The organism is Methylobacterium sp. J-059, from assembly GCF_022829485.1.
Classification (GTDB): Bacteria; Pseudomonadota; Alphaproteobacteria; order Rhizobiales; family Beijerinckiaceae; genus Methylobacterium.
The window spans coordinates 61,607-82,612 of sequence record NZ_JAKSYA010000130.1 but is presented as its reverse complement, the minus strand read 5'-3'; the positions used below and the strand labels follow the sequence as shown (position 1 = coordinate 82,612).

Genomic DNA, 21,006 nt, shown 5'->3' with positions numbered 1-21,006 from the left:
GCGAAGCCGAGCCCGGAATGACGGGCTCGGCGTCGATCGACGGGTTACGAGCCCCGATCTGTTCGCCTCACTTCCGCTTCACGGTGCTCTGCGGGTTGAGGCTGCCGATGTTGCCGCTCTCCGTGCCGGCGGCGGGGTCGATGACCGCGTTGATCAGGGTCGGCCGCCCCGAATCCATCGCCGTGTTGACGGCCTCGCGCAGCGCGTCCGGCGTCGTGACGTGGACCCCGACGCCGCCGAAGGCCTCCATCATCTTGTCGTAGCGCGCGTCCTTCACGAACACGGTCGGCGCCACGTCGGCGGCGCCCGAGGGGTTCACGTCGGTGCCGCGGTAGATGCCGTTGTTGTTGAACACCACGATGCAGACCGGCAGCTCGTAACGGCAGATCGTCTCGACCTCCATGCCCGAGAAGCCGAAGGCCGAGTCGCCCTCGACCGCGAGCACCGGCTTGCCGGTCTCGACAGCCGCCGCCACGGCGAAGCCCATGCCGATGCCCATGATGCCCCAGGTGCCGACGTCGAGGCGCTTGCGCGGCTGGTACATGTCGATGACGCCGCGGGCGAGGTCGAGGGTGTTGGCGCCCTCGTTGACGAGGATCGCATCCGGCCGCTCCCTGATGATGGTGCGCAGCACGCCGAGCGCGCCGTGGAAGTCCATCGGCGTGGAGTTCTTCAGGAGGCGCTGGCCCATCTTGGCGATGTTGGCGTCCTTCTTCGCCTTGATCGTGTCGGTCCAGGCGGCGGGCGGCGCCGGCCAGCCGCCCTTCATCCCGTCGAGCAGCGCCGCGACGCAGGAGCCGATGTCGCCGACCACCGGCGCCACGATCTCGACGTTCGAGTCCATCTCGCGCGGCTCGATGTCGATCTGGATGAACTTCTTCGAGCCCGGCGCGCCCCAGGTCTTGCCCTTGCCGTGCGAGAGCAGCCAGTTCAGGCGGGCGCCGATCAGGAGCACCACGTCGGCCTCCTTGAGCACCGTCGAGCGCGCCGCGCCGGCCGACTGGGGATGGGTGTCGGGCAGGAGGCCCTTGGCCATGCTCATCGGCACGTAGGGAATGCCGCTGCTCTCGACGAGATCGCGGATCGCTGCGTCGGCCTGCGCGTAGGCGGCGCCCTTGCCCAGAATGATCAGGGGGCGCTCGGCGCCTTTCAGCACCGCGAGCGCGCGCGCGATCGCCTCCGGCGCCGGGATCTGGGCGGGAGCCGGGTCGATCACCTGCACTAGCGACTTTGCGCCGGCTTCCGCGTCCATCACCTGCGCGAACAGCTTGGCCGGCAGGTCGAGGTAGACGCCGCCGGGCCTGCCCGAGCAGGCGGCGCGGATCGCGCGCGCGACGCCGATGCCGATGTCGGCGGCGTGCAGCACGCGGAAGGCGGCCTTGCACAGGGGCTTGGCGATGGCGAGCTGGTCCATCTCCTCGTAGTCGCCCTGCTGCAGGTCGACGATCTCGCGCTCGGAGGAGCCCGAGATCAGGATCATCGGGAAGCAATTGGTGGTGGCGTTGGCGAGCGCCGTCAGGCCGTTGAGGAAGCCCGGCGCCGAGACCGTGAGGCAGATGCCCGGCTTCTTCGTCAGGAAGCCGGCGATCGCGGCCGCGTTGCCGGCATGCTGCTCGTGCCGGAACGAGATCACCCGGATGCCCTCGGCCTGGGCGAGGCGCCCGAGATCGGTGATCGGGATGCCGGGCACCCCGTAGATCGTGGTGATGCCGTTGAGCTTGAGCGCGTCGATGACGAGGTGGAAGCCGTCGGTCAGCGCCGGCTGCGTGTCGGCCTCGGCCATGTTGACGTCGGCGGTGTGCATATCGATGACTTGGGCGCGTGCGGACATCTCGGCCTCCCGAATGGATGAATGTTGGGCCGCTCCGGGGCCTCGGCCCCGGATGGCTGGTCGCAGGATCCGCGCCGCGCGCGGGTCGTTCGAGCGATCGTCGAAGGGGGCGGGCCCTGAATCGACGGACCCGCCGCCTCAGGCGATCCGGACGGGCTCGGCCTTCGGCACCGGCAGCGTGGCGTCGAGGGCGAGGTAGCGGCTCCGCATCGGCTTCAGGACGAAGATCGCCAGCGCCGCCGCGGCGAGGTTGAGGGCGACGATCATGCCGAACACCGCATACCAGCCGTACGCCGCGGCGATCAGGCTGCCGAACGGCACCAGGAACGAGGCGGTGCCCTTCGCGGTGTAGAGCAGCCCGGCATTGCTGGTGGCGAACTTCGAGCCGAACGTGTCGCCGCAGGTGGCGGGGAACAGCGAGTAGATCTCGCCGAACACGCCGAAGTAGAGGGCGGTCGCCAGCACGAATATCGCCGGGGTGGTGCCGTAGCTCAGGAGCAGCAGCACCGCGACCGCGGCGGTCGAGAAGGCGATGAACATCGTGTTCTCGCGCCCGATCTGGTCCGAGACCCAGCCGAAGAACGGCCGGCCGAACCCGTCGAAGATCCGGTCGAGCGAGATCGCCAGGGTGAGCGTCGCCATGGTCAGGCCGAGCATGCTCACCGGCACGTCGGCGACGTGGAAGTCGTGGGCGATCGGGGCGATCTGCGCCGCCGCCATCAGGCCGCCGGCCGCGACCATCACGAACATCGCGTACATCACCCAGAACACCGGGGTGCGCACGGTCTCGCTCGGGGTGCGGTCGACCTGGCTCTGCGGCAGGTTGTGGCGCCGGCGCTGGATCGGCCCGGCATGCCTCGGCTTGCGCAGGAAGATCGAGAGGAACACCACCACCGCGCCTTGGATCAGGCCGAAGGTGAGGAACGCGCTCTGGTAGCCGCTCGAGGCGATCATCTTCGCGATCGGCACGACGGTGATCGCGGCGCCCGCGCCGAACCCGGCGGCGGTGGCGCCGGCGGCCAAGCCCCGGCGATCCGGGAACCACTTCAGCGCGTTGCCGACGCAGGTGCCGTAGACCGACCCGGCGCCGATGCCGCCGACCACCGCGCCGAGATACAGCACCGGCAGCGATCCCGCGTAGGCGTTGATCACCCAGGCCAGGGCGATCATCACGCCGCCGAAGGCGACGACGACCTTGGGGCCGTAATTGTCGACGAACCAGGCCTCGACCGGCACGAGCCAGGTCTCGGTGGCGACGAAGACGGTGAAGGCGAGCTGGATCGAGGCCCGGCCCCAATGGTGGTCCGCGTCGATCGGGTCGACGAACAGCGTCCAGCCGTATTGAAGGTTGGCGATCATCGCCATGCAGAGCACGCCGAAGGCGAGCTGCCACCATTTCGCCGCAGGGGCGTCCTGACGTTCCATCCCGGTCTCCTCCGCCTGCGACTCTCTGTTCGCGTGTCTGCATCATGCATCGATTCAGCAGGTATGCAATATACCAGACCTGAAGTGGCCTGCGAAACGTATTATCCTGCCGCTTTCTGTCATTCGGCCCCGACGCCGCTCCGCGCAAGGCGGTTGAAACGCCAGGCGCGATTGCGCCTTGGCGATGTAGGGGCCGCACACGGCCGGCTCACGCGGAGACCGCTTTGCGGCCGTCTCCCGCGGACGCTCCGGCCGGCCGTCGTTCGATCGTGATCGGATCGCGCCTGCGCCGCCGCGATGCGCGCTGGCTCGACCGGCCCGCCGCGTGCGAGAGCATGCGGCGACGCCTTCCGAGATGCCGATGCCCTGCGCCCTCCTCCGATTGTCCGCGTGACCGATCCCGCACCTGCGTCGCGCAAGCGCGACCCGCGCGTTGACGTCCTGCGCGGCCTCGCCCTGCTGATCATCTTCATCGACCACATCCCGAACAACGCGCCGGCGCTGATCACGCCGCACAATCTCGGCTTCTCGGATGCCGCGGAGCTGTTCGTTCTGTTTGCGGGCTACTCGGCGACGGTGGCCTATGGCGGCCTGTTCCGGCGGGCGGGCGTGCCGGAGACCCTGAAGCGGATCGCGATGCGGTGCCTGCGCATCTACGTGTTCCAGGCCGGCCTGCTGCTCGCCACCCTGCTGATCGTGCGCGCCTGGATGGACGCGACCGGCCTCGTCCCGCGCTTCGGGGTCGCGCCGCTGCTGCAGATGGGGTTGTGGTCCGGCCTGTGGCGCGGGCTCCTGCTCAACGCCCTGCCGAACTACCTCGACATCCTGCCGCTCTACATCGTGCTGCTGGCGGCGTTTCCACTCTACTATGCCGGCATCCGCCGCAGCGTCTGGGCGGTGCTGAGCCTGTCGGGCCTGGTCTGGGTGCTGGCCAACCTCGACCCGGCCCTCAACCTGCCGAACGCGGCGGCCGACGACGGCTGGTACTTCAACCCGTTCGCCTGGCAGTTCCTGTTCGCGATCGGGATGGCGCTCGCCGTGATGGTCGCGGCCGGCGACGGACTGCTGCCGCGCCGCGCCTGGCTCACGGCGGCGTGCTGGGCCTATCTCGCCGTCTCGCTGTTCCAGGCCGTCCCCTGGGACGTCTTCGGCCTGCCGGATATGAGGCCGTTCGAAATGGCGGTGCCGGACAAGGCCCGGGTCTCGCCGCTGCGGCTCCTGCACATCCTCGCGCTGATCTACCTCCTGTTCGGCTCTCCCGTGCTCCACCGCCTCGCGACGAGCCCGCGCCTGCGGCCGCTCGAATGGTGCGGGCGCCATTCGCTCGAAGTGTTCGCGCTGGGCTGCCTCGCGGCGCTGATCGGGCGGATCAGCTACCGCACCTTCGGGCCGAGCTGGCCGCTGCAGGTGGGCGTCAACCTCGGCGGCCTCGCGGCGATGATCGCGCTGGCGTGGTTCCTCGACCGCCGGGCGCGCCTCAGCGCCGCCCCATGACCACCCGCAGCTTGTCGGCCAGATCCTCGCGGCCGTAGGGCTTGTTGAGCAGGGGCAGGTCGGCCGGCAGGTCGTCCTCGCCGAACGCGGACGCCGTGTAGCCGGAGGCGAGCAACACGCGCAGGTCCGGCCGGAGGCGACGCGCTGCGACGGAGAGCTGTACCCCGTTCATGCCGCCCGGCATCACCACGTCGGAGAACAGGATGTCGACCCGCTCCGGCCCCTGCAGGCGGGCGAGCGCTTCGGCGGCACGGGTCGCGGTCAGGGTGCGGTAGCCGAGCTCGCTCAGGCTCTCGACCGCCATGTCGAGCACCGCCGGCTCGTCCTCGACCACGAGGATCACCTCGCCGTCGGTCGCTCGGCGCAGCGGCATCGGGCCCTCGGGGCGGGCCGCTGCGGGCTGCTCCTTCGAATGCGGCAGGTAGATCGACACGGTCGTGCCCGTGCCGACCTCGCTCTGCAGCACGACCTGCCCGCCGCCCTGGCGTGCGAACCCGTAGACCTGGCTCAGCCCGAGGCCGGTGCCCTTGCCGACTTCCTTCGTGGTGAAGAACGGCTCGAAGGCGCGCGAAGCGGTGCCGGCCTCCATGCCCAGGCCGGTGTCGCTGACCGCGACGTGGACGTAGTGCCCGGGCGCGAGTTCCGGCGGCGCGGCACCCGGCTCGCCCGTCGCGGTCAGGTTCTCGGTCCGGATCAGAAGGCGGCCGCCGGACGGCATCGCATCGCGGGCGTTGACCGCGAGGTTGAGGATCGCGCTCTCGAACTGGCCGGGGTCAAGCCGCACCGGATCGAGCGCGGGGTCGAGGTCGAATTCGACGGCGACGGTCTCGCCGACGGCGCGCTGCAGCAGGGTGTGGAAATCCTTCAGCAGGCGGTTCGGGTTGACCGTCTCGGGCCGCAGCACCTGCCGGCGCGAGAAGGACAGCAGCTTCTCGGTCACCTCGGCACCGCGCCGCGCCGCGGTCATCGCCGAGCCGGCGAGGCGCTCGACCCGCTGCGCGTCGCCCGGGCGCCGGACGATCATGTCGAGGTTGCCGATGACGATGGTCAGCAGGTTGTTGAAGTCGTGCGCGATGCCGCCGGTGAGCTGGCCGATCGCCTCCATCTTCTGAGCCTGATACAGGCGTTCGTCCGCGTCCTGGCGGGCGGTGACGTCGACGACGATTCCGGCGAGGCCGGTCGCCCGGCCGGCCTCGTCCCGCGCCGCCCGGCCCTTGAGCTCGATCCAGCGCGTCGCGCCGTCGCCGGCGCGCAGGATGCGGCATTGCAGGTCGAGCGATCCGGTGGCGGCGACGGCGGCGAAGGCCGCCTCCGCGACGTCGCGATCCTCGCGGACGACGTGGGCGAGGGTCGTCGCGACGTCCCAGCGCGGCTGCAGGGCGTCGTATCCGAAGATCGCATCATGGCGCAGGCTCCGGCGGGAGGCGCCGGCGGCGAGGTCGAACTCCCAGTCGCCCATGTCGGCGGCGTCCAGCGCGATGGCAAGGTGGTCGCGTGCGGCCTGGAGGTCGGCGCGCTGGCGCTCGCGCGCCTCGGCGATGCGCTCGGCGTGGCCGTAGAGCAGATCGACCTTGCGCAGGTAGGCACACAGGACGACGACGCCCGATATCAGCGCCTCGATCCGCCCGGCGAACCAACCGACGGTGCCGCGCGCCGCGCCCGTCTGCGTCACGAGGTTGTCGAGGAGCAGCAGGAACAGCGAGACCGCGAGCCAGAGCTGGAGCAGGCTGCGCAGGCGCGTCGTCCAGCAGAGGATCGCCAGCGAGGCCAGGGTGAGCGCGACGACCGCCGGCCCGACGCCGGAGGTGGTCAGCGCCCAGTAGTCGTCGCCGACGACCGTCGTCGGCAGCCGATCGACATGGGCGACCACGAGGTAGCTCAGGCCGGCTACCGCCGCCGCGACGCCGATCGCCGTGGCGATCCCGGCACGCGCGGATCGGTCGGGTGCGATCAGCCTCGTATGGCCGTCGCCCTCCATGATCGCGTAGGGGAGCGCGAACAGCGGCGGCCCGAGATGCCACAGGGTCCAGAGCCACGTCGTCGTCGCCGGGCTCGAGCCGAGGATGCGGTCGGCACCGAACACGTTCGGAAAGCTGAGAAGCTGAACCGCGACGATCAGCGTCACGTAGAGGCTGCCTGCCGAGAGCACCAGCAGCGGCACCGAGCGGGTGCGGCCGTACTGCGCGAAGAACAGCACGGTGGTCACCGCGTAGACGACGACGAGCGCGGACTGATAGCTCGCCACGAAGCCCGGCATCGGGGCCATCGGGCGGCCTGCGACGGGGAGCAGCGCGAAGGTCAGCGCGGTGAAGGCTGCGCAGGCGAGGCCGGCGAACCGGCGCTGCCCCGCCCCCGGTGCCGCTGTGGCGAGGGTCCTCAGGTCGGTGGGGCGCGGTGCGTCGTTCACGATGGTCTCCGACCGCGCGACACCAGTGGTGATGCCGAGCGGTCAAGGTTGTGGCAGATTTCCACAACCTAAGATACCCGCCTTGAAGCTCGGCGAAGTCGTTCGGCGTCGAACGATGCGGCGACGTCAGTGCTTCGGGCGTCGAAGAGCGAGAAGGATCTTACGCGTCGCGCGCCGCTCGGCCTGAATCTGCGCGACCAGGGTCTCGGCACTTGGGACGCCCATCGCCGTGGCCATGCGGGCCAGCGCGCCGCGCGACGGCGCCGACCCGTCCGCGCCGACCAGCCGCTGCCAATGATGCACCGTGTCGAACAGCCGATAGGCGTCGGCGAGCCGGGTTGCGGTGTCGATGGGGAGGATCCCGCGGGCGCCGGCCCGCTCCAGCACCGCGTCGGCGGTGGCGCCGACCAGATCGGGATCGGCCTGCGCGTGGCCGAGCACGAGGGCCTGGGCCAGGAACTCGAGATCGAGCAGGGCGCCCGGCGCCAGCTTCAGGTCGAGCGGCCCGCGATGGCCCTTCTCGCGGGCGACCAGCCCGCGCATGTCGCGCACCGCCGCGCACACCGCGGTCGCGTCGCGCGGCCGCGCCACGGTCTCGCGGATGCGCGCCGCGATCTCGCCGCCGAGGCCGGCATCGCCCGCGATCACGCGCGCCCGGGTCAGCACCATGTGCTCCCAGACCTCGGCTTCGTCCTGGTGATAGGCGACGAAGCCCCGCACCTGCACCGCGGTCGGGCTGTGCTCGCCGCCCGGCCGAAGGCGCAGGTCGACGGCGTAGAGGCCGCCGCGCCGGGTCTGGACGGTCAGCGCCGCGTAGAGCCGCTGGGCGAGGCGGTTGTAGGCCACCACCGCGTCGATCGCCTTCGGGCCCGTGGTGGTGCGGTCCTCGGGGTCGAAATCGTAGACGACGATGAGGTCGAGGTCGGATTCCGCCGTGAGCTGGCGCGAGCCGAGGCGGCCGACGGCGAGGATCGCGCAGCGCCCCTGCGGCACCGTGCCGTATTCCGCCGCGAACCCGCGCTCGACCGCCGCGAGGCTGGCGGCGACCGCGGCTTCGGCGATCCCGGAATAGGCCTCGCCGGCCTGGGCCGCCGACAGGATGCCCGAGAGCAGCCGCGCTCCGGTGACGAAGCGCAGCTGCCGGGCCGCGTCACGGCTGCGGTCGAGGAAGGTCTCGTGGTCCCCCGGGCTGCCGACCAGCGCCTGGTACTGCGCGGCGATCGCCCCCGCATCGGTGGTCGGCAGGACGAAGTCGGGATCGAGCACCGCGTCGAGCACGTGCGGGCCGCTCCCGACGGTCGCCGCGAGGCGCGGCGCGGTGCCGAGGATGTCGGCGAACAGCAGGCGCAGGCGTTCGTGCGCGAGCAGGATCGTCAGCAGCTCGGCCGCGTCCGGCATCCGGCCGAAGGCGTGGTCGAGGGTGTTCAGCGCCGCGTCCGGCTCCGCCGTGCCGCCGAGCGCCTGGAGCAGGCTCGGCAGCAGCTCGGTCAGGACGGCGCGCGCGCGCGCGGTGCGCACCGCAGGGCGCCGGCCGAAATGCCAGCCGCGCACGGTCTCGATCGTGCGCGCCGGCTCGGCGAAGCCGAGCGCCGAAAGCGTGACCAGCGTCGCGGGATCGTCCTCGCTGCCGCTGAAGACGAGGTCGCCGACCTCGGCCGAGAGGCTCGGCGCGGTCTCGAACAGCAGCACGTAATGGGCCTGGACACGGCCGGCATGGTGCAGGAGCGCCGCCTCGAACGCCGCACGCGTGGCGAAGCCGCAGAAGCGTGCGAAGGCGGTGAGATCGTCCGGCTCGAGCGGCAGGCGCTGCGTCTGCTCGTCGCGACGCATCTGCAGGCGATGCTCAATCGTGCGCAGGAACGCGTAGGCCGCGTGCAATTCGTCCCGTGCGGCCCCGGTGATCCAGCCGGCGTCGGTGAGGCGGCTCAGCATCGGCACCGTCCGGCTGCCGCGCAGCTCCGGGCGCCGCCCGCCGAAGACCAGCTGCTGCGTCTGGACGAAGAACTCGATCTCGCGAATGCCGCCGCGGCCGAGCTTGATGTCGTGGCCGCCGACGGCGAGGGCCTCGTGCCCGCGCACCACGTGGATCTGGCGCTTCATCGCGTGGATGTCGGCGATGGCGGCGAAGTCGAAGTATTTGCGCCAGATGAACGGCCTCAGCTCGGCCAGGAAGCGCGCGCCGGCCTCGCGATCGCCGGCGATCGGCCGAGCCTTGATGAAGGCGGCCCGTTCCCAGTTCTGGCCGAGCGACTGATAGTAGTCGAAGGCGAAATCGGTGGAGAGCGCCACCGCGGTCGAGCCGGGATCGGGCCGCAGCCGGTAATCGACCCGGTGGACGTAGCCCTCGGCGGTGCGCTCCTCCAACAGCTTGGCGATGCCCTGCGCGACCTTGGCGAAGAAGGGCTTCGCCTCGACGCCGTCGGCGAGCGGCGCGCGGGCGGCGTCGAAGAACACGATCAGGTCGATGTCGCTGGAATAGTTGAGTTCGCCCCCGCCGAGCTTGCCCAAGCCGAGGACGACGAGCCCCGAACCGGCCTGCGGGTCGCCCGGGTCGGGCGGATGCAGCTTCCCCGCCCCGGCCGCCTGGAGCAGGAGCGCGTCGGCCGCGGCGCCGACGGACGCGTCGGCGAAGTCCGACAGGGCCTTCGTCACCGTCGGGAGGTCCCAGAGCCCGCCGAGATCGGCCAGCGCGACGAGCAGCGCATGCTCCGCCCGGTTCCACCGGAGCGCTCGCCCGATCGCGACGAGGTCCGGCTTCGTGCCGCCCGCGCGCCCGGCGGCGCGCTGGCGCGCCGTGATCGCCGCGTCGGACGCTTCCGGGGCCTTCTCGACCAGGGCGGCGAAGCGCTCCGGCGCCTGTGCGATCAGCCGCCACAGGAACGGGGAATGGTCGGCGATCCCGAGGAGCAGCGCCCGCAGGGGCGGCGTGAGGAACCCCGCCGGGAATGCGGCTTCGACGTCGCCGAGCCGGGCGGCGGCGGTGTCCGGATCGTGGAGCGCCGGGGCCGCCCCGAGGCGGTCGCGCAACGGGCCGAGGGCTGGCATGGGGTTCGACCCGTCCGTGGCCGGGATGGGGGAGGTTGCCGGGAGGTCCTCCGATCGGGCGACACGCTACCCGATCGCCGCGCCTTTGGGGATGCGGTTGCCGCGTCTCGGCGCACCGGCAACGGCGGCTTTCCCGGGCCGACGCCCTAATCCATCAGCGCGAGGGTGCGCAGCACCGCCATGCCGACGAGCTCGGCATCGATCTCGCCGGCTTCCGTCCGGGGCAGGACCGCGACGGCCTCGACGATGTTTCCCGAAAGCGGCCCGACCACGACCTTGAGCACGGCGCCGGCCGGCGCGTCAGGATCCTCGACCAGGGCGACGACGTGGCCGGCGGCCTCGCCGTAGACCCGAAGCGGCTGATAGGCCGCCTCGTCGGACTCCGCGTCGACGGGATGCGGCTGGCGGCCGAAGGTGGGACGAATCACGTTGCTCATGCGTCGAGTCCCTCGCACGCGGTGGGGCCGGGCATCCGCTCCGTCGGACCGAGGTTCGGGTCGTAGCTTCGGCCGGACGAGGATAACGCCGTCCGCCGGATCGCGCATCAGCGTGCTTGCCAGAACGTGTCGTCCCCGGTCGACGCGACGGCCCCGACAGAAAAAAGGCCGCCCCGAAAGGAGCGGCCCGAAGCCTAGGGAGGAAACGCCCAAGATGGGCAGCAGGACTGCGACGCCATCGCTATCCCGCAATGCACCAATAGTGCGTTGCGACGCACCATGCAAGCGTCGGACGTTCCGTACCGATGACGGAGCGCAGCGTTCCCCCCGCTTCGGAACGCGGCGTCAGGAACCGCCCTGTCGATCGTCGTCGAGCTGCCGCATCAATTCGGCCAGGCGTGGATCGAGCGCTTCGTCGATCACCGGCTCGTAGAGCGCCTGGAGATGGCGCCCGAGGCGCTGGCGCGTCAGCGCGTCGAGGGTCGGCGGCGCGTCCGGCTTGGCGACGATGGTCTGGGCTTGGCGGTTCGTTTCGAGCATGAGCCTTACATTGGCGCCGGGGCGGACATGGCAACCGTCCTGCGGTCGAACCCTGTCGTCCTGCCCGGGGATGCGGCGACGACGACGCCCGAAAGCGGAACGGCGCGGACCCTTGGGGGGCCGCGCCGTTCCTGTCTCGCAAATCGAAGGGTCATGGGCCTTAGCGGTCGCCGACGCCCGACAGCAGCTTCTCGATCTGGCCGAGGCCGCTCTCGCGGGCCTTCGCCTCGCTCGGCAGGCTCCGGTCGGAGCGCTGGGTCAGCTTGCCATTCTTGCGGATGGCCCACTGATACGAGCCGCCGTCGGCCTTCGGGGGAATGATCTCCAGGGAGTACGGATGGATGTTCGTTGATGTATCGCTCATGCGCCGATTATGCCACGGACAGGGAGCCAGACCAAGTCCGGTCTGAAACATCGGCTCGAGATGCCGCATTGGGCGATCCGCCGCGCGACGTGTCCGCCGCGCCGATGCCGCCGGCGGGCATCGGCGAGGGACGCCCGCGGGGAGCGCAAGACGTCTGCGACGACGCTCGCGAGAGCGGCCCTCAACGCCGTGGCCCGAGCCGAAGCCGGGCCTGAACGGTCGTCATCGGTGCGGCCTACTGCGCCTTCTCGTGCTCGCCGAGGCCGACGGCCCTGTAATCGTAGGTCGGGTAGAACTCGGTCCGGTAGGCGCCCCAGGCGGTATCCTCCAGCACGCGGTTGATCTCGCGGATCCGGTTCGCCGGCAGGCGCAGGACGATGACCTGGCCGATGCCCATCACGACGCTCCAGGACACCACCTCGATGCCGGGCGGCGGGAAGGCCTTGTAGAACCCCTGCCGGGTGAGCTGCGCGTTCAGCTCGGCCAGCGGACGCGACTGGTCGTGCTTCAGGAAGACCGTGAGCAGGGTCGCGTTGTCGGGCGTCGCCGCCGCGGAGCCGGACGGCGGCGCCGCGACGGTCTGAGCCTGGGCGCGGGGCATGCCCGCGACCGGGAGGACGCTCATCGCCAGGGCCGCGAGCGATCGGATCGCAAAGGTTGGGCCTCGCATCGCATCGTCCTCCTGCGGCCTTTGCCCGACGTTCGAGGCGCCGGGTCCGAACATGGGCCGCGATGCCGAAAGCGCCGAGCCGGCCTCATGGATCCGCGTCGGCGGGCTTGGCCGGCGCGGTATTCCAGCTCGTCGCCTCGATGCGCGCCGTGCCCCAGCCGGTGCCCACGGCGATCGAGAGCGGCAGCAGCAGCCTGGCTTCCGTGATCGGGGCCAGGCGCACGCGCATGTCGTCGTTCTCCGACATCCGGCGCACGGACGAGCCCTTGGCGCGGTGGCCCGCCACCGGGATCCAGCGGATCCGGCACTCGAGCGCGGGCCCGCGGTAGGGCCCGGCGGCGACCTGGACCACCGTGCCGCGCGACAGCGCGATGTCGGCGCGGGCGGCGCCGTCGAAGACCGGGATGCTCCGATCGCACATGGCGGGGACCAGCGGGCCGGGGCCGACCTGCACCGCCAGCATGCCGATCGATCGGTGACGTTGGTCGTGTCGGCGGCGGTGACCGGGACGCGATCGGGTTTCGGCTGTGGCTCGGACTCGACCTCCGCCTTGCGGACGGTGCCGGCATCGAACGTCACCAGCACGCGCACCGGTGCGGTGCCGTAGCGGCTGTCGATCCGAAAGGTGCTCGGCACCGCGCCGGCCGGCGACAGGCGCCCGCTCGACCGCGCCGTGCCGTCGCCCTGGAAGAACCAGCCGGCGAGACCGGTGAGGCGCCCGGTGAGGCCGATCGCGTAGCGCTCGGGGGTGAGGTCGGCCGTGAGATCCGCGGTGCCGACGCCGAGATTGAGGAAGCTGAGGCCGTACTTCACGACGACGTGCCGAGATCCGTCCCCGCGCGGCGCCGCGGACGCCGCCGGCACGAGGGCGACCATCGCCACGAGCACCGCAGAGAACGTGGCCGGCCGGTACGACGGACGTGATCGCTCCGGGAAACGCACGCTCCTCACCCCGTGCCCTCGCATGCCGGACATCCTCGTGTCGCCGAAGCCTAGGGCAACCCCGTCGACCGGTCGAGAAGCGGTGCCAGCCATCGAAGAGCGACTTGAGCGACCTCGCAGCGATGCCGCCGAGGCTAGGCAGGTGGTCGACCTGCCGAATCCCCCGGGTTTCGGATGAACCGCGACTGCATCCGTCCGTTGCCGTGCGACCCCTCATGAAATGGACGGCCCGATGACACGCTCGACGATCGCACTCGCCTCCGCGCTCGGAGTTCTCCTAAGCGGTCCCGCCTCGGCGCAGATCGTCACGGGCGGCGCCGGCAATACCGGCGTCACCGCGCCTCCCGGCACCGGCGGTGTTGGCGGCGGAGCGCGCGACCTCGGCCCGAGCCCGATCACCCGCGGCAACGAGGCCAACCCGAGCAACTCGTCCGTGCCCGGCACCACCCCGAGCGTGAACATCGGCGGGACGCCGACCAGCGGACCGCCCGGCACCGGCGGTGCGGCCGGCGGCCCGTCCCTCGGCCGGTAAGGCCGGCGACCTGCAAGAGTCGCATGGCTTCGTTGTCCGCGCCGCACACACCGCCTATCTCTTTGGTGTTGCGGCGCACACGACGCGGCGCGATGATCACCGTCGTTCGCCGCCATCCCGGTCGGCGAGCACCGCGCGACGCGGCCCCGGCGAGACTCCGGCGTGCCCTCCGCCCACGGTGACGGCCTCAGGCCATCTGGGGCATCTCACGTCTCGCTGCAGACCCCCATCCATGAGCACCACGCTTCGTATCGCGTTGACGACGCTCGTCGTCGGCACGGATGTCTTCGTCCTGCGTGCAGGGCCAGGCGACCGGCTCGGCGCCGCGGAGGCCGGGCGCATCGCGGCCCGCCAGTTCCAGGATGCCGACTGGCCGGCGGCCGAGACCGCCTGGGCCGCGACGGCCCTGAACGGCGCTGGCCCGTTCGCGGCAATCCTGTCCCTGGCCCTGATCGCCGCGATCTGGTGCGTCGGACGGCGCGGGGCCGTATATGCCGGGCTCGCGGTCGCGGGCTTGCTGGTCGAGGCGCAGCCCGAGCCGGCACAGGCCTACTACGACACCCGCGACTACCCGGAATTCGTCGAGGTCCTGCCGAACCAGACCGCCTTCCTCATCCCCGAGGTCGGCGAATCGAAGTCCGGCCAGGCGGCCTTCATGTCCGAGCAGTTCCTGAACGAGCGTAAGGTCGCGATGAAGCGGGTCCAAATCCCGCACACGCTGATCCGCAATCCCGGCTGGGCCTACGATTACTACGTGCCCGCCGCGCGGCTGATGCTCGTCGACCGGTCGCCGGTCTCGCGCGAATGGGTGAGCTCGACCGATCGCGGCACCTCGGCCAAGGACCAGGGCATCCGCTTCGAGACCGCAGAATCGGTGACCCTGCGCACCGGCGTCGTCGTCTCGGCCTTCGTGAAGGAGGAGGATGCGAGCAAGTTCGTCTACTGGTTCGGCGCGCGCGCCACCGGCGGCAACGCGAGCGACCCGCAGGTGAACTTCGCGAGCGTGATCCAGGGCAAGTCGCTGGCCGAGGTGGTCGACGGGAACGTCCACCGCACCGTCCAGGCGGCGATGGCCAAGGAGTTCGGCCGCCGCACCACCGACGAGGCGATCCACGGCAAGGCGGCGATCATCGAGGCCGTCGAGAAGGAGGTCCGGCGCGTCTACGAGCCGATGGGGATCACGGTGACGACGCTCGGCTACGCCGAGGGTCTGACCTTCGACAACCCCGAGATCCAGAAGGCGATCGACCTGACCTTCGTGGCGATGAAGAACGCCCAGTCGGCTCAGGCGCAGATGCAGACGCTGCCGATCCAGGAAAAGATCCTCGACCTGAAGATCCGCGAGATGGATGCGGAAAGCCGCCAGACCCTCGTCGGCCGCTGGAACGGCTCGGCCGCCAACGTCCTGCCCGCCCTGCCGAGCTGGGTCGTGCTGCCTGCCGGCTGGCTCGACGCGCTGAAGACCTGGCTCCAGCCGGGTCAGCCGGCGCCGGCCGGGCACTGACCGTCGGCCGCCGGTGCGTGGATGCGGCGCTCCGGCGGACTGTTCGCGAACGGCGTGGATCGGTGCGGAAGGCCTAGACGTCGGCCCCTTGCGCCTCACGGATCATGCGGTCGACCAGCGCTTCGCGCTTCCCCTGACGGATCAGGATGCGCGCGGCGGCTCGGGCGTTGGCCGCCCGCACCTCCGCATTCGGCGCGCCGTCGCGAAGCGCGCACGCGGCGAGCTTTCGGAACCAGCGCACGTTGGCGATGACCGTCGATCGGCGGCTCAAGGGGCCGCCGACATCGAGGAGCCGTTCCGTCGTTGATGAGGACATCGTTTCGATCCCGGATCGCGGGCCCCCGCTTGTCCGTGAGTGAGACAAGAAATGGCGAACGCACCAAGTTTCGGCAAGAGCGATGCCGTCGATGATGTGCCGAATTTAGACATCGGAGCTTCGGACAACCGGAAGCGACTGCGGCGGCCGACCCGGCGTCAGAATTCGGCCGCGGTCCGCCAAGGCTTCCGAAGCACAGTGCGGGACGTCGCCGAGCCGGAATGGCCCTCTCCGAAGGTCGTTGCGCGACGTCGGGCCAAGCACGTTCGGGCGCGTCGACGATACTGTTTTACGGTTTCGGAAGACCCGAGCCTCAAGCGATCGACCCGCTCGCAGGGGCGCGGCACGACGGAACGAAGCGGTGCGACCGCACTTCTCCGAGGGACTTCCCGCTGCTTGAGGTGAATGCCATGGACGACGACCGGGTCTGGTCTTTCGAGAAGAGCCTCTGGGACGGCAGTCCCGACCATTATCGCGAGCTCGTCGACGAGGAATGCCTCATGGTGCTGCCGCACCCGCCCTTCGTGCTCAGCGGCACCCAGGCGATCGAGGCCGTCGCTCATACGCCACGATGGACCGAGGTCGCGTTCTCGAAGGGCCAGATCGCCCGGCCGCAGGAGGGCATCATCGTGGTCGCCTACCACGTCGAGGCCGCGCGCGACGACGAGGCGTATCAGGCGAACTGCACCTCGACCTATCGACGCGTGTCGCACGAGGTCTGGCGCGTGATCCAGCACCAGCAGACGCCGCCGCTCGTCCTGCCGAGCGCCGTCGAGAAGACCGGCTGATCGGGTCCGTCTCGCCGATAGCGCCGATGCCGTCACGCTGCCGGAGGCCTCGCGGCCTCGACGCGACCGCGTGGCGGCGTCGCTTCGCCGATCGAACCCTATGGCATGGCGAACCCAGCGGCTCGCGCCGATCCGGGTTCGGGACAGGGTGCGAGTTCGCGTCGTCGGGTCCAGCCGCGCATGGCGGCCTACGGACGGCGAGCCTCGTCCTCGGCCTCCGTTCCCGGCCGGTCCATCGGGCCCGCGCCCGGCTTGGTCTCCCCGGTGACGGTGTCCTGGGGCGTGATCGCCGCGCCGTCCGGCTTCGGTTTTCCCTGCGGCATCCGCTGGGCCTGGGTGTCGGTGGTGTCGTCGGTCATGCGGGCGGTCCTTCAGATCTCGGTTTCGCGGCGGACGACCGCGGCCTCGCCGGTGCCCTTCTGGGCCAGGCCGACCTCGGCATCCTCTCCCGGCACCGGGAGCGGCTCGGAACTGGTCGCGTCGGTCAGGCCTTCCTCCGGCTTCCGGGCGGCTGGCGCATCACGCGTTTCCCCAGCGTCGGCGGGACGGCCGGCGTCGTAGGTGGTGTTCGCGAGATCTTCGGTGTTGGCGACCTGATCGGGCATGGGGGACTCTCCGGTTCGGAAGAGCAACGTCCTGTGATCGGTCGCGGTTCTCGCAAGCGCGTCGCGATGTTCCGAGCGGCGCCGGCGGCATGATCCGCGGTGCCGTTCGCGTCCGAGCCGGGGAGCCTCGATGGGTCGTCCTCGGTCAGGTCACCTCGTCCGCCGCATTGGCCCGCGAGCCCGGCGCGGCAAAATCCGCAGCACCGATCCGAACGCGGTCGCTCGGCTCGGACAGGCGCTCATAGGTCTGCTTCGCGGTTCCCTCGATCACGGCACGATGCGACTCGAAGAAGTCGACCGGCCCGAGCTTGGTCGCGCCGAACTCGGCATGCATCACGTCGACCGGGATCTCGACGTGGATCACCCGCCCACCCTCGATCATGGCGAAGGCCACAATGTTCGGATCGGTGGCGGAAAGGTGCGCATCCTGATCGGAATGCTTTTCCAAGGCCATGGGACGGTATCCGGCTCGCGCCGGCGGATCGCCGTCGCTCAAGCACACGCACCTAGCGTTCGATCACCGCCGAACCAGGGCCCTGAATGCGTGGGTCCGATCCAGCATGGGACGCGCGCGGCGGGACCTTGCCCCGTCGCGCGCGTCCCAAGTCCTTCGGTCAGAAGCCGACAATCACGCTGGCCGTCCCGATGACGGTCGCAACAAGGCCGAAAGCGAAGGCCCCGATCATCGCGTAGCTGAACAGCTTCAGTTTCATGCTTGGCATCCTTACCGGTTGTGGCGAAGCGATCCGCCGGCGGTGCAGCCGCACCGCGATCTGCGTCGATCCGGAGATGGCGATCCGACCTCGGCCGTGACGTGCCGGTGCGCACGCTACGTCGCAACACGTCGCGGTGCACCATCCGGAGCAAGGTCGGTGCCAGGATGATCGCAGGAGACGCCGCCGGTGGATCGTTGCCCGCCGTGATCCAGCGTGACCGGGGTGCAACAGCCTTCCGAAAAACGGCGAGGCCGAAGCCTGCGCGCTGTAAGCCGCGGTCATGCCTTGCGGATGAGTACGCACACACGGCACGATTGAATGTTTGGCAATGTTAACAAACTATGATTTACGTGCCCAGGTTGGGAGGCAAGCATGCAACCGTCGGAATGCTGCATCTTTCGGATCGTGCTGGCGTCGGCCGTCGGGCTCGCGATCACGACTCTGCTGCTCTGGAAATACTCGCCGGTCCTGGCCATCGTATCGGCACCGGTCGGTGGGTCGATGGCGGCCATCATGGCGATGATCGTGTTCCAGGCGGCCCGGCCCTTCGTCTCGTCCGAGCCGATGGGCGTCAATCCGCACAGCGACTATTTCGCCCGGAAGATCGACTTCCTGTAGCGTCGCCCTCGCGAGGAAGACGCGTCGAGGTCGACGCGAATGAGCCCCTTCATCGGATCGCCTGCCGTGCCGCCCGGTGCCGGACGTGGCCGTGTGCGGCCGCTGACCGCTTGCCGATCCGACGCGCGCGGACGATGCGTTGCGATGCCGTCGCGAACCGCTCGCCGGGCTCTGTACGGACCTGCCGAATGCCGCCGACGTTCTGCACGTCGTCGTAGGGCCCGCGGCCCGTGCGCGCCCGATAGGCCGCGCCCGCGAAATCGCCGGGCGTCGGCGGCGTGCCGGGTTGCGAGAAGCTCGTCTCCGGCCTGTAGGCCGGCCCCCACCCGATCTCGTCGTCGCCGGCCGGATCCTTGCCCGGAAAGCCGGTGACGTAGCCCGTGCTCTGCGCCGCGGCAGGCCATGCCGGCCCCAGCAGGCAGGCGACGCAGCCGAGGACGCAGATCGCCTTGTTCGGTGAAAACGGCACCCGGAACCTCCTTCGTCGCGACATGCCGGGCAGGCCGGCCCATGCCACCCATGGTCGCGAGGCCAACCGTCCGTTCGCCACCCGGTTCGGAGCCTGTGGTCAGGTGCCGCGGAGGTCGCGGTCGCGAGCCTGACCTCACTCAGGCGGCCAACCCGACGGTCGCGACCGCTCAATCGGCCGGGCCGTCGCCCGTCACCGGGTGCGACCGACCTTTCGTGGTCATGCCGGGGCTCACGCCGCGATCGCCTGCTCGACGGCATCGCAGGTCGCGCCGAGCCCGTCTTCGTGCGCGACCCGCTGCGCGGCCTCGCGGCAGGCGTGCGCCACGGTCGGGGAGGTCAGGAGCCGATCCATGACGCGCGCGCCGCGTGACGGCGTAAACCGGCGACGGCTCAGCGTCGCCCCCACGCCGAGCTTCCTCAGGCGGGCGGCTTCGTCGAAGTGATCGAACGCCACCGGAACGACGAGCTGCGGGATGCCGGCGGTGAGCGCCTGCGCCACGGTGCCGATGCCGCCGTGATGGACCAGGGCGGCACAGTGCGGCAGCAGCGCGCTGAACGGCGCGTAGGCCACGTGCCGGATCTCCGGCGGCAGGGTGTCGGAGACCTGATCGGCCTGCGGCGCCAGCAGGATGCCGCGGCGGCCCATGCGCCGGCACAGGGCGGTCGCTGTGCGGAAGAACGCCCGACCCTGGCGCATTCCCGAGCCGTAGGTGAAGGCGATGGGCGGCGCGCCCGCGTCGAGGAAGGCCGCCACCTCCGGGTCGAGCCCGTCCCGGTCACCGAAGCGATCCGAGAGCGGAAAGCCGACTTGCACGGCCTGCTCGGGCCAATCGGGCTGCGGCTCGGCGAACCAGTCCGGGCAGGTGAGCACCATCCGCGTCGGGCTGTTCCACCAGTGGCGCAGCCGGCGGACCGGCGGCAGGCCGAGGGTCGCCCGAAACGCGTTCAGGCCGGGCAGCACCGCCGGGTCGACGACGTAGCGATCCCCGCCCCGCCCGAGCCAATGCCGCGTGCGCGACGGCAGGAGGTGCGCCAGCGGCAGGCCCGGAAGAACGGGGGCGTCGCGGCGGCTCTCGATCAGGAACGGCGCGACGTGGAGCGTCACCAGGGGCAGGCCGAGCTTGTCCTGCGCGACGCGGGCGCCGAGGCTGTTGGGGGAGGCCACGACGACACCGCCTTCGGCCGACCACCGTGTGCGCAGCCAGTCGAACACCGGCTCGGTCGCCGAGGACAGGGTCTGCAGAAGCGGTGCGACCCCGCGCCGCGGATGCCAGAGATCCGGGTGCCGGATGGTGCGCTCGTAATCCGCCTGCGTGCCGAGAGCGTGGAAATCGACCCCGGCCCGCTTCGCCAGCCCGCCGAACGGCGCCGGCGCCGCCAGGGCGACGGCGTGACCGCGCCGCTTGAGGGCGGAGGCGAGCGCAAGGAACGGCAGAACGTCGCCGTGTGAGCCGAGCGTAACGAGATGCACCTGCATTGCGCTCTATTACGATAAATTCCGTCCTTTGACTTCAACAAACTTAAGAACGCGCATATGACATAAATCATAGGCCGGATTTCCTAGTATAATGTGTTCGTACTAGTTGCTGCGGTCAAGCTTCTTCTCGCCTGCACGATCGGGCCGTGGCACCCCAACCCGGCAAACGCCTATGTCGTAAGGGTCGCGCGCAGGACGCGAACCTGGACCTGCTCGCCTCGCGAAGCACGTCGCGACGGAGCGCGAGCATGTCCAAACTCAAATGGTGACCGTCGTCCTGACCGGCGCATCGAGCGGTATCGCCCATGCGGCCGCTGGGGCGTTCATGGCGCGCGCGGGCTGCGTCGTTCCGGCCGCGCGCCGTATCGGTAGGCCCGATGCCACGCGGTCGTGAGTTCCGGGTCGGCAACGACGAGGTGGTCGCGACCCCGACCGACGCAACCGATCCCGAGGCGGTGGCGGCCATCGCTGCCGAGCCCCTTGCGGCCGTTCCGTCGGATCGACGTCCGGGTCGGCAAGGTCGGCGCGGGCGCGTTCGGGCCGCTTCTCGACACGGCGGTCGACCTGCAGAGGCGGGTTGTTGCGATCGACCCGATCGACGCGATCCACGGCGCCTGCGCGGTGCCGCACGTCCTGAAGTTTCGCGCTGCACCCGCGCTGCAAGGTGCCGGTCGGCTGGCGGACGCGCCGGCACTCCCAAAGCAAGAAATCAAGTGCGGGTTTTGGTCCTCGCGCTTGCCGGGGCCGGACCTCGGCGGGTTATGCGACGGCGCCGCTTACGCGCCGAGGCCGACGGCACCGGCATGAACAGCGGCCGACGCGCG

Annotated in this window: 21 protein-coding genes and 1 pseudogene; 6 read left to right on the top strand and 16 right to left on the bottom strand. The window is 70.6% G+C overall.

Annotation, left to right across the window (positions count from 1 at the left end; genetic code table 11):
* Nucleotides 1–67 precede the first annotated feature (67 nt).
* On the bottom strand, nucleotides 68–1,831 hold the full coding sequence (gene oxc / locus MKK55_RS18880; RefSeq protein ID WP_243937117.1) for an oxalyl-CoA decarboxylase: 1,764 nt from the start codon (nucleotides 1,829–1,831) through the stop codon (nucleotides 68–70).
* A gap of 138 nt (nucleotides 1,832–1,969) precedes the next feature.
* On the bottom strand, nucleotides 1,970–3,256 hold the full coding sequence (gene oxlT, locus MKK55_RS18875; RefSeq protein WP_243937116.1) for an oxalate/formate MFS antiporter: 1,287 nt from the start codon (nucleotides 3,254–3,256) through the stop codon (nucleotides 1,970–1,972).
* A 390-nt stretch (nucleotides 3,257–3,646) separates the two neighbouring features.
* Here oxlT and MKK55_RS18870 point away from each other — a divergent pair, with 390 nt between their 5' ends.
* A complete protein-coding gene (locus MKK55_RS18870) occupies nucleotides 3,647–4,750 on the top strand; it encodes an OpgC family protein (RefSeq protein WP_243937115.1) in 1,104 nt (367 codons plus the stop codon).
* On the opposite strand, the gene MKK55_RS18865 is transcribed toward MKK55_RS18870, so the two are convergent.
* The 8 genes and pseudogenes from MKK55_RS18865 to MKK55_RS29380 form a co-directional block, all read right to left on the bottom strand.
* Nucleotides 4,734–7,157, bottom strand: coding sequence for an MASE4 domain-containing protein (locus MKK55_RS18865; protein WP_243937114.1), 2,424 nt, complete (start codon nucleotides 7,155–7,157; stop codon nucleotides 4,734–4,736). The two genes, MKK55_RS18870 and MKK55_RS18865, sit on opposite strands and share 17 nt — an antisense overlap.
* 126 nt (nucleotides 7,158–7,283) lie before the next feature.
* Complete coding sequence (locus tag MKK55_RS18860; RefSeq protein ID WP_243937113.1) at nucleotides 7,284–10,202, bottom strand: bifunctional [glutamine synthetase] adenylyltransferase/[glutamine synthetase]-adenylyl-L-tyrosine phosphorylase; 2,919 nt, start codon at nucleotides 10,200–10,202, stop codon at nucleotides 7,284–7,286.
* Between the two features lie 146 nt (nucleotides 10,203–10,348).
* Nucleotides 10,349–10,639, bottom strand: coding sequence for a hypothetical protein (locus tag MKK55_RS18855; protein WP_147726733.1), 291 nt, complete (start codon nucleotides 10,637–10,639; stop codon nucleotides 10,349–10,351).
* Nucleotides 10,640–10,984: 345 nt separating this feature from the next.
* Nucleotides 10,985–11,179 carry a hypothetical protein gene (locus tag MKK55_RS18850; RefSeq protein WP_147726735.1) on the bottom strand — a complete coding sequence of 65 codons (195 nt, stop codon included), beginning with the start codon at nucleotides 11,177–11,179 and terminating at the stop codon, nucleotides 10,985–10,987.
* A gap of 160 nt (nucleotides 11,180–11,339) precedes the next feature.
* Nucleotides 11,340–11,543, bottom strand: a complete 204-nt coding sequence (locus MKK55_RS18845; protein WP_147726737.1) for a hypothetical protein — start codon at nucleotides 11,541–11,543, stop codon at nucleotides 11,340–11,342.
* 235 nt (nucleotides 11,544–11,778) lie between these two features.
* On the bottom strand, nucleotides 11,779–12,168 hold the full coding sequence (locus MKK55_RS18840) for a hypothetical protein (protein WP_243937111.1): 390 nt from the start codon (nucleotides 12,166–12,168) through the stop codon (nucleotides 11,779–11,781).
* 130 nt (nucleotides 12,169–12,298) lie between these two features.
* Nucleotides 12,299–12,676: a DUF3108 domain-containing protein gene (locus tag MKK55_RS18835; protein ID WP_243937109.1), complete on the bottom strand. Its 378-nt coding sequence runs from the start codon at nucleotides 12,674–12,676 to the stop codon at nucleotides 12,299–12,301.
* A 44-nt stretch (nucleotides 12,677–12,720) separates the two neighbouring features.
* Nucleotides 12,721–13,089 (bottom strand): annotated as a pseudogene (locus MKK55_RS29380) (DUF3108 domain-containing protein); the annotation flags it as partial.
* A 298-nt stretch (nucleotides 13,090–13,387) separates the two neighbouring features.
* Here MKK55_RS29380 and MKK55_RS18830 point away from each other — a divergent pair.
* Both MKK55_RS18830 and MKK55_RS18825 read left to right on the top strand, forming a co-directional pair.
* Nucleotides 13,388–13,687: a hypothetical protein gene (locus MKK55_RS18830; protein WP_147726742.1), complete on the top strand. Its 300-nt coding sequence runs from the start codon at nucleotides 13,388–13,390 to the stop codon at nucleotides 13,685–13,687.
* A 232-nt stretch (nucleotides 13,688–13,919) separates the two neighbouring features.
* Nucleotides 13,920–15,191, top strand: a complete 1,272-nt coding sequence (locus MKK55_RS18825; protein WP_243937107.1) for a hypothetical protein — start codon at nucleotides 13,920–13,922, stop codon at nucleotides 15,189–15,191.
* A gap of 73 nt (nucleotides 15,192–15,264) precedes the next feature.
* On the opposite strand, the gene MKK55_RS18820 is transcribed toward MKK55_RS18825, so the two are convergent.
* Nucleotides 15,265–15,507 (bottom strand): hypothetical protein, encoded by a 243-nt coding sequence (locus tag MKK55_RS18820; RefSeq protein WP_243937105.1) that lies wholly within the window; start codon nucleotides 15,505–15,507, stop codon nucleotides 15,265–15,267.
* A gap of 410 nt (nucleotides 15,508–15,917) precedes the next feature.
* Between MKK55_RS18820 and MKK55_RS18815 the strand changes: the two genes are divergently transcribed.
* On the top strand, nucleotides 15,918–16,295 hold the full coding sequence (locus MKK55_RS18815) for a DUF4440 domain-containing protein (RefSeq protein ID WP_147841012.1): 378 nt from the start codon (nucleotides 15,918–15,920) through the stop codon (nucleotides 16,293–16,295).
* Between the two features lie 188 nt (nucleotides 16,296–16,483).
* Here MKK55_RS18815 and MKK55_RS18810 read toward each other — a convergent pair whose 3' ends face one another.
* From MKK55_RS18810 to MKK55_RS18800, 3 genes are all read right to left on the bottom strand, one after another.
* On the bottom strand, nucleotides 16,484–16,654 hold the full coding sequence (locus MKK55_RS18810) for a hypothetical protein (RefSeq protein ID WP_243937104.1): 171 nt from the start codon (nucleotides 16,652–16,654) through the stop codon (nucleotides 16,484–16,486).
* Nucleotides 16,655–16,666: 12 nt separating this feature from the next.
* The gene (locus MKK55_RS18805) at nucleotides 16,667–16,900 is read right to left on the bottom strand and encodes a hypothetical protein (RefSeq protein ID WP_147841013.1); all 234 of its coding nucleotides are present in this window, start codon (nucleotides 16,898–16,900) and stop codon (nucleotides 16,667–16,669) included.
* 145 nt (nucleotides 16,901–17,045) lie between these two features.
* The gene (locus tag MKK55_RS18800; RefSeq protein ID WP_147841014.1) at nucleotides 17,046–17,354 is read right to left on the bottom strand and encodes a DUF1488 family protein; all 309 of its coding nucleotides are present in this window, start codon (nucleotides 17,352–17,354) and stop codon (nucleotides 17,046–17,048) included.
* A gap of 634 nt (nucleotides 17,355–17,988) precedes the next feature.
* Here MKK55_RS18800 and MKK55_RS18795 point away from each other — a divergent pair.
* Complete coding sequence (locus MKK55_RS18795; RefSeq protein WP_147726754.1) at nucleotides 17,989–18,234, top strand: hypothetical protein; 246 nt, start codon at nucleotides 17,989–17,991, stop codon at nucleotides 18,232–18,234.
* Between the two features lie 49 nt (nucleotides 18,235–18,283).
* Here MKK55_RS18795 and MKK55_RS18790 read toward each other — a convergent pair whose 3' ends face one another.
* Nucleotides 18,284–18,703 (bottom strand): hypothetical protein, encoded by a 420-nt coding sequence (locus MKK55_RS18790; RefSeq protein WP_243937103.1) that lies wholly within the window; start codon nucleotides 18,701–18,703, stop codon nucleotides 18,284–18,286.
* 231 nt (nucleotides 18,704–18,934) lie between these two features.
* The gene (locus MKK55_RS18785) at nucleotides 18,935–20,182 is read right to left on the bottom strand and encodes a glycosyltransferase (protein ID WP_243937102.1); all 1,248 of its coding nucleotides are present in this window, start codon (nucleotides 20,180–20,182) and stop codon (nucleotides 18,935–18,937) included.
* A gap of 480 nt (nucleotides 20,183–20,662) precedes the next feature.
* Here MKK55_RS18785 and MKK55_RS18780 point away from each other — a divergent pair, with 480 nt between their 5' ends.
* Nucleotides 20,663–20,989, top strand: coding sequence for a hypothetical protein (locus MKK55_RS18780; RefSeq protein ID WP_243937101.1), 327 nt, complete (start codon nucleotides 20,663–20,665; stop codon nucleotides 20,987–20,989).
* Nucleotides 20,990–21,006 lie beyond the last annotated feature (17 nt).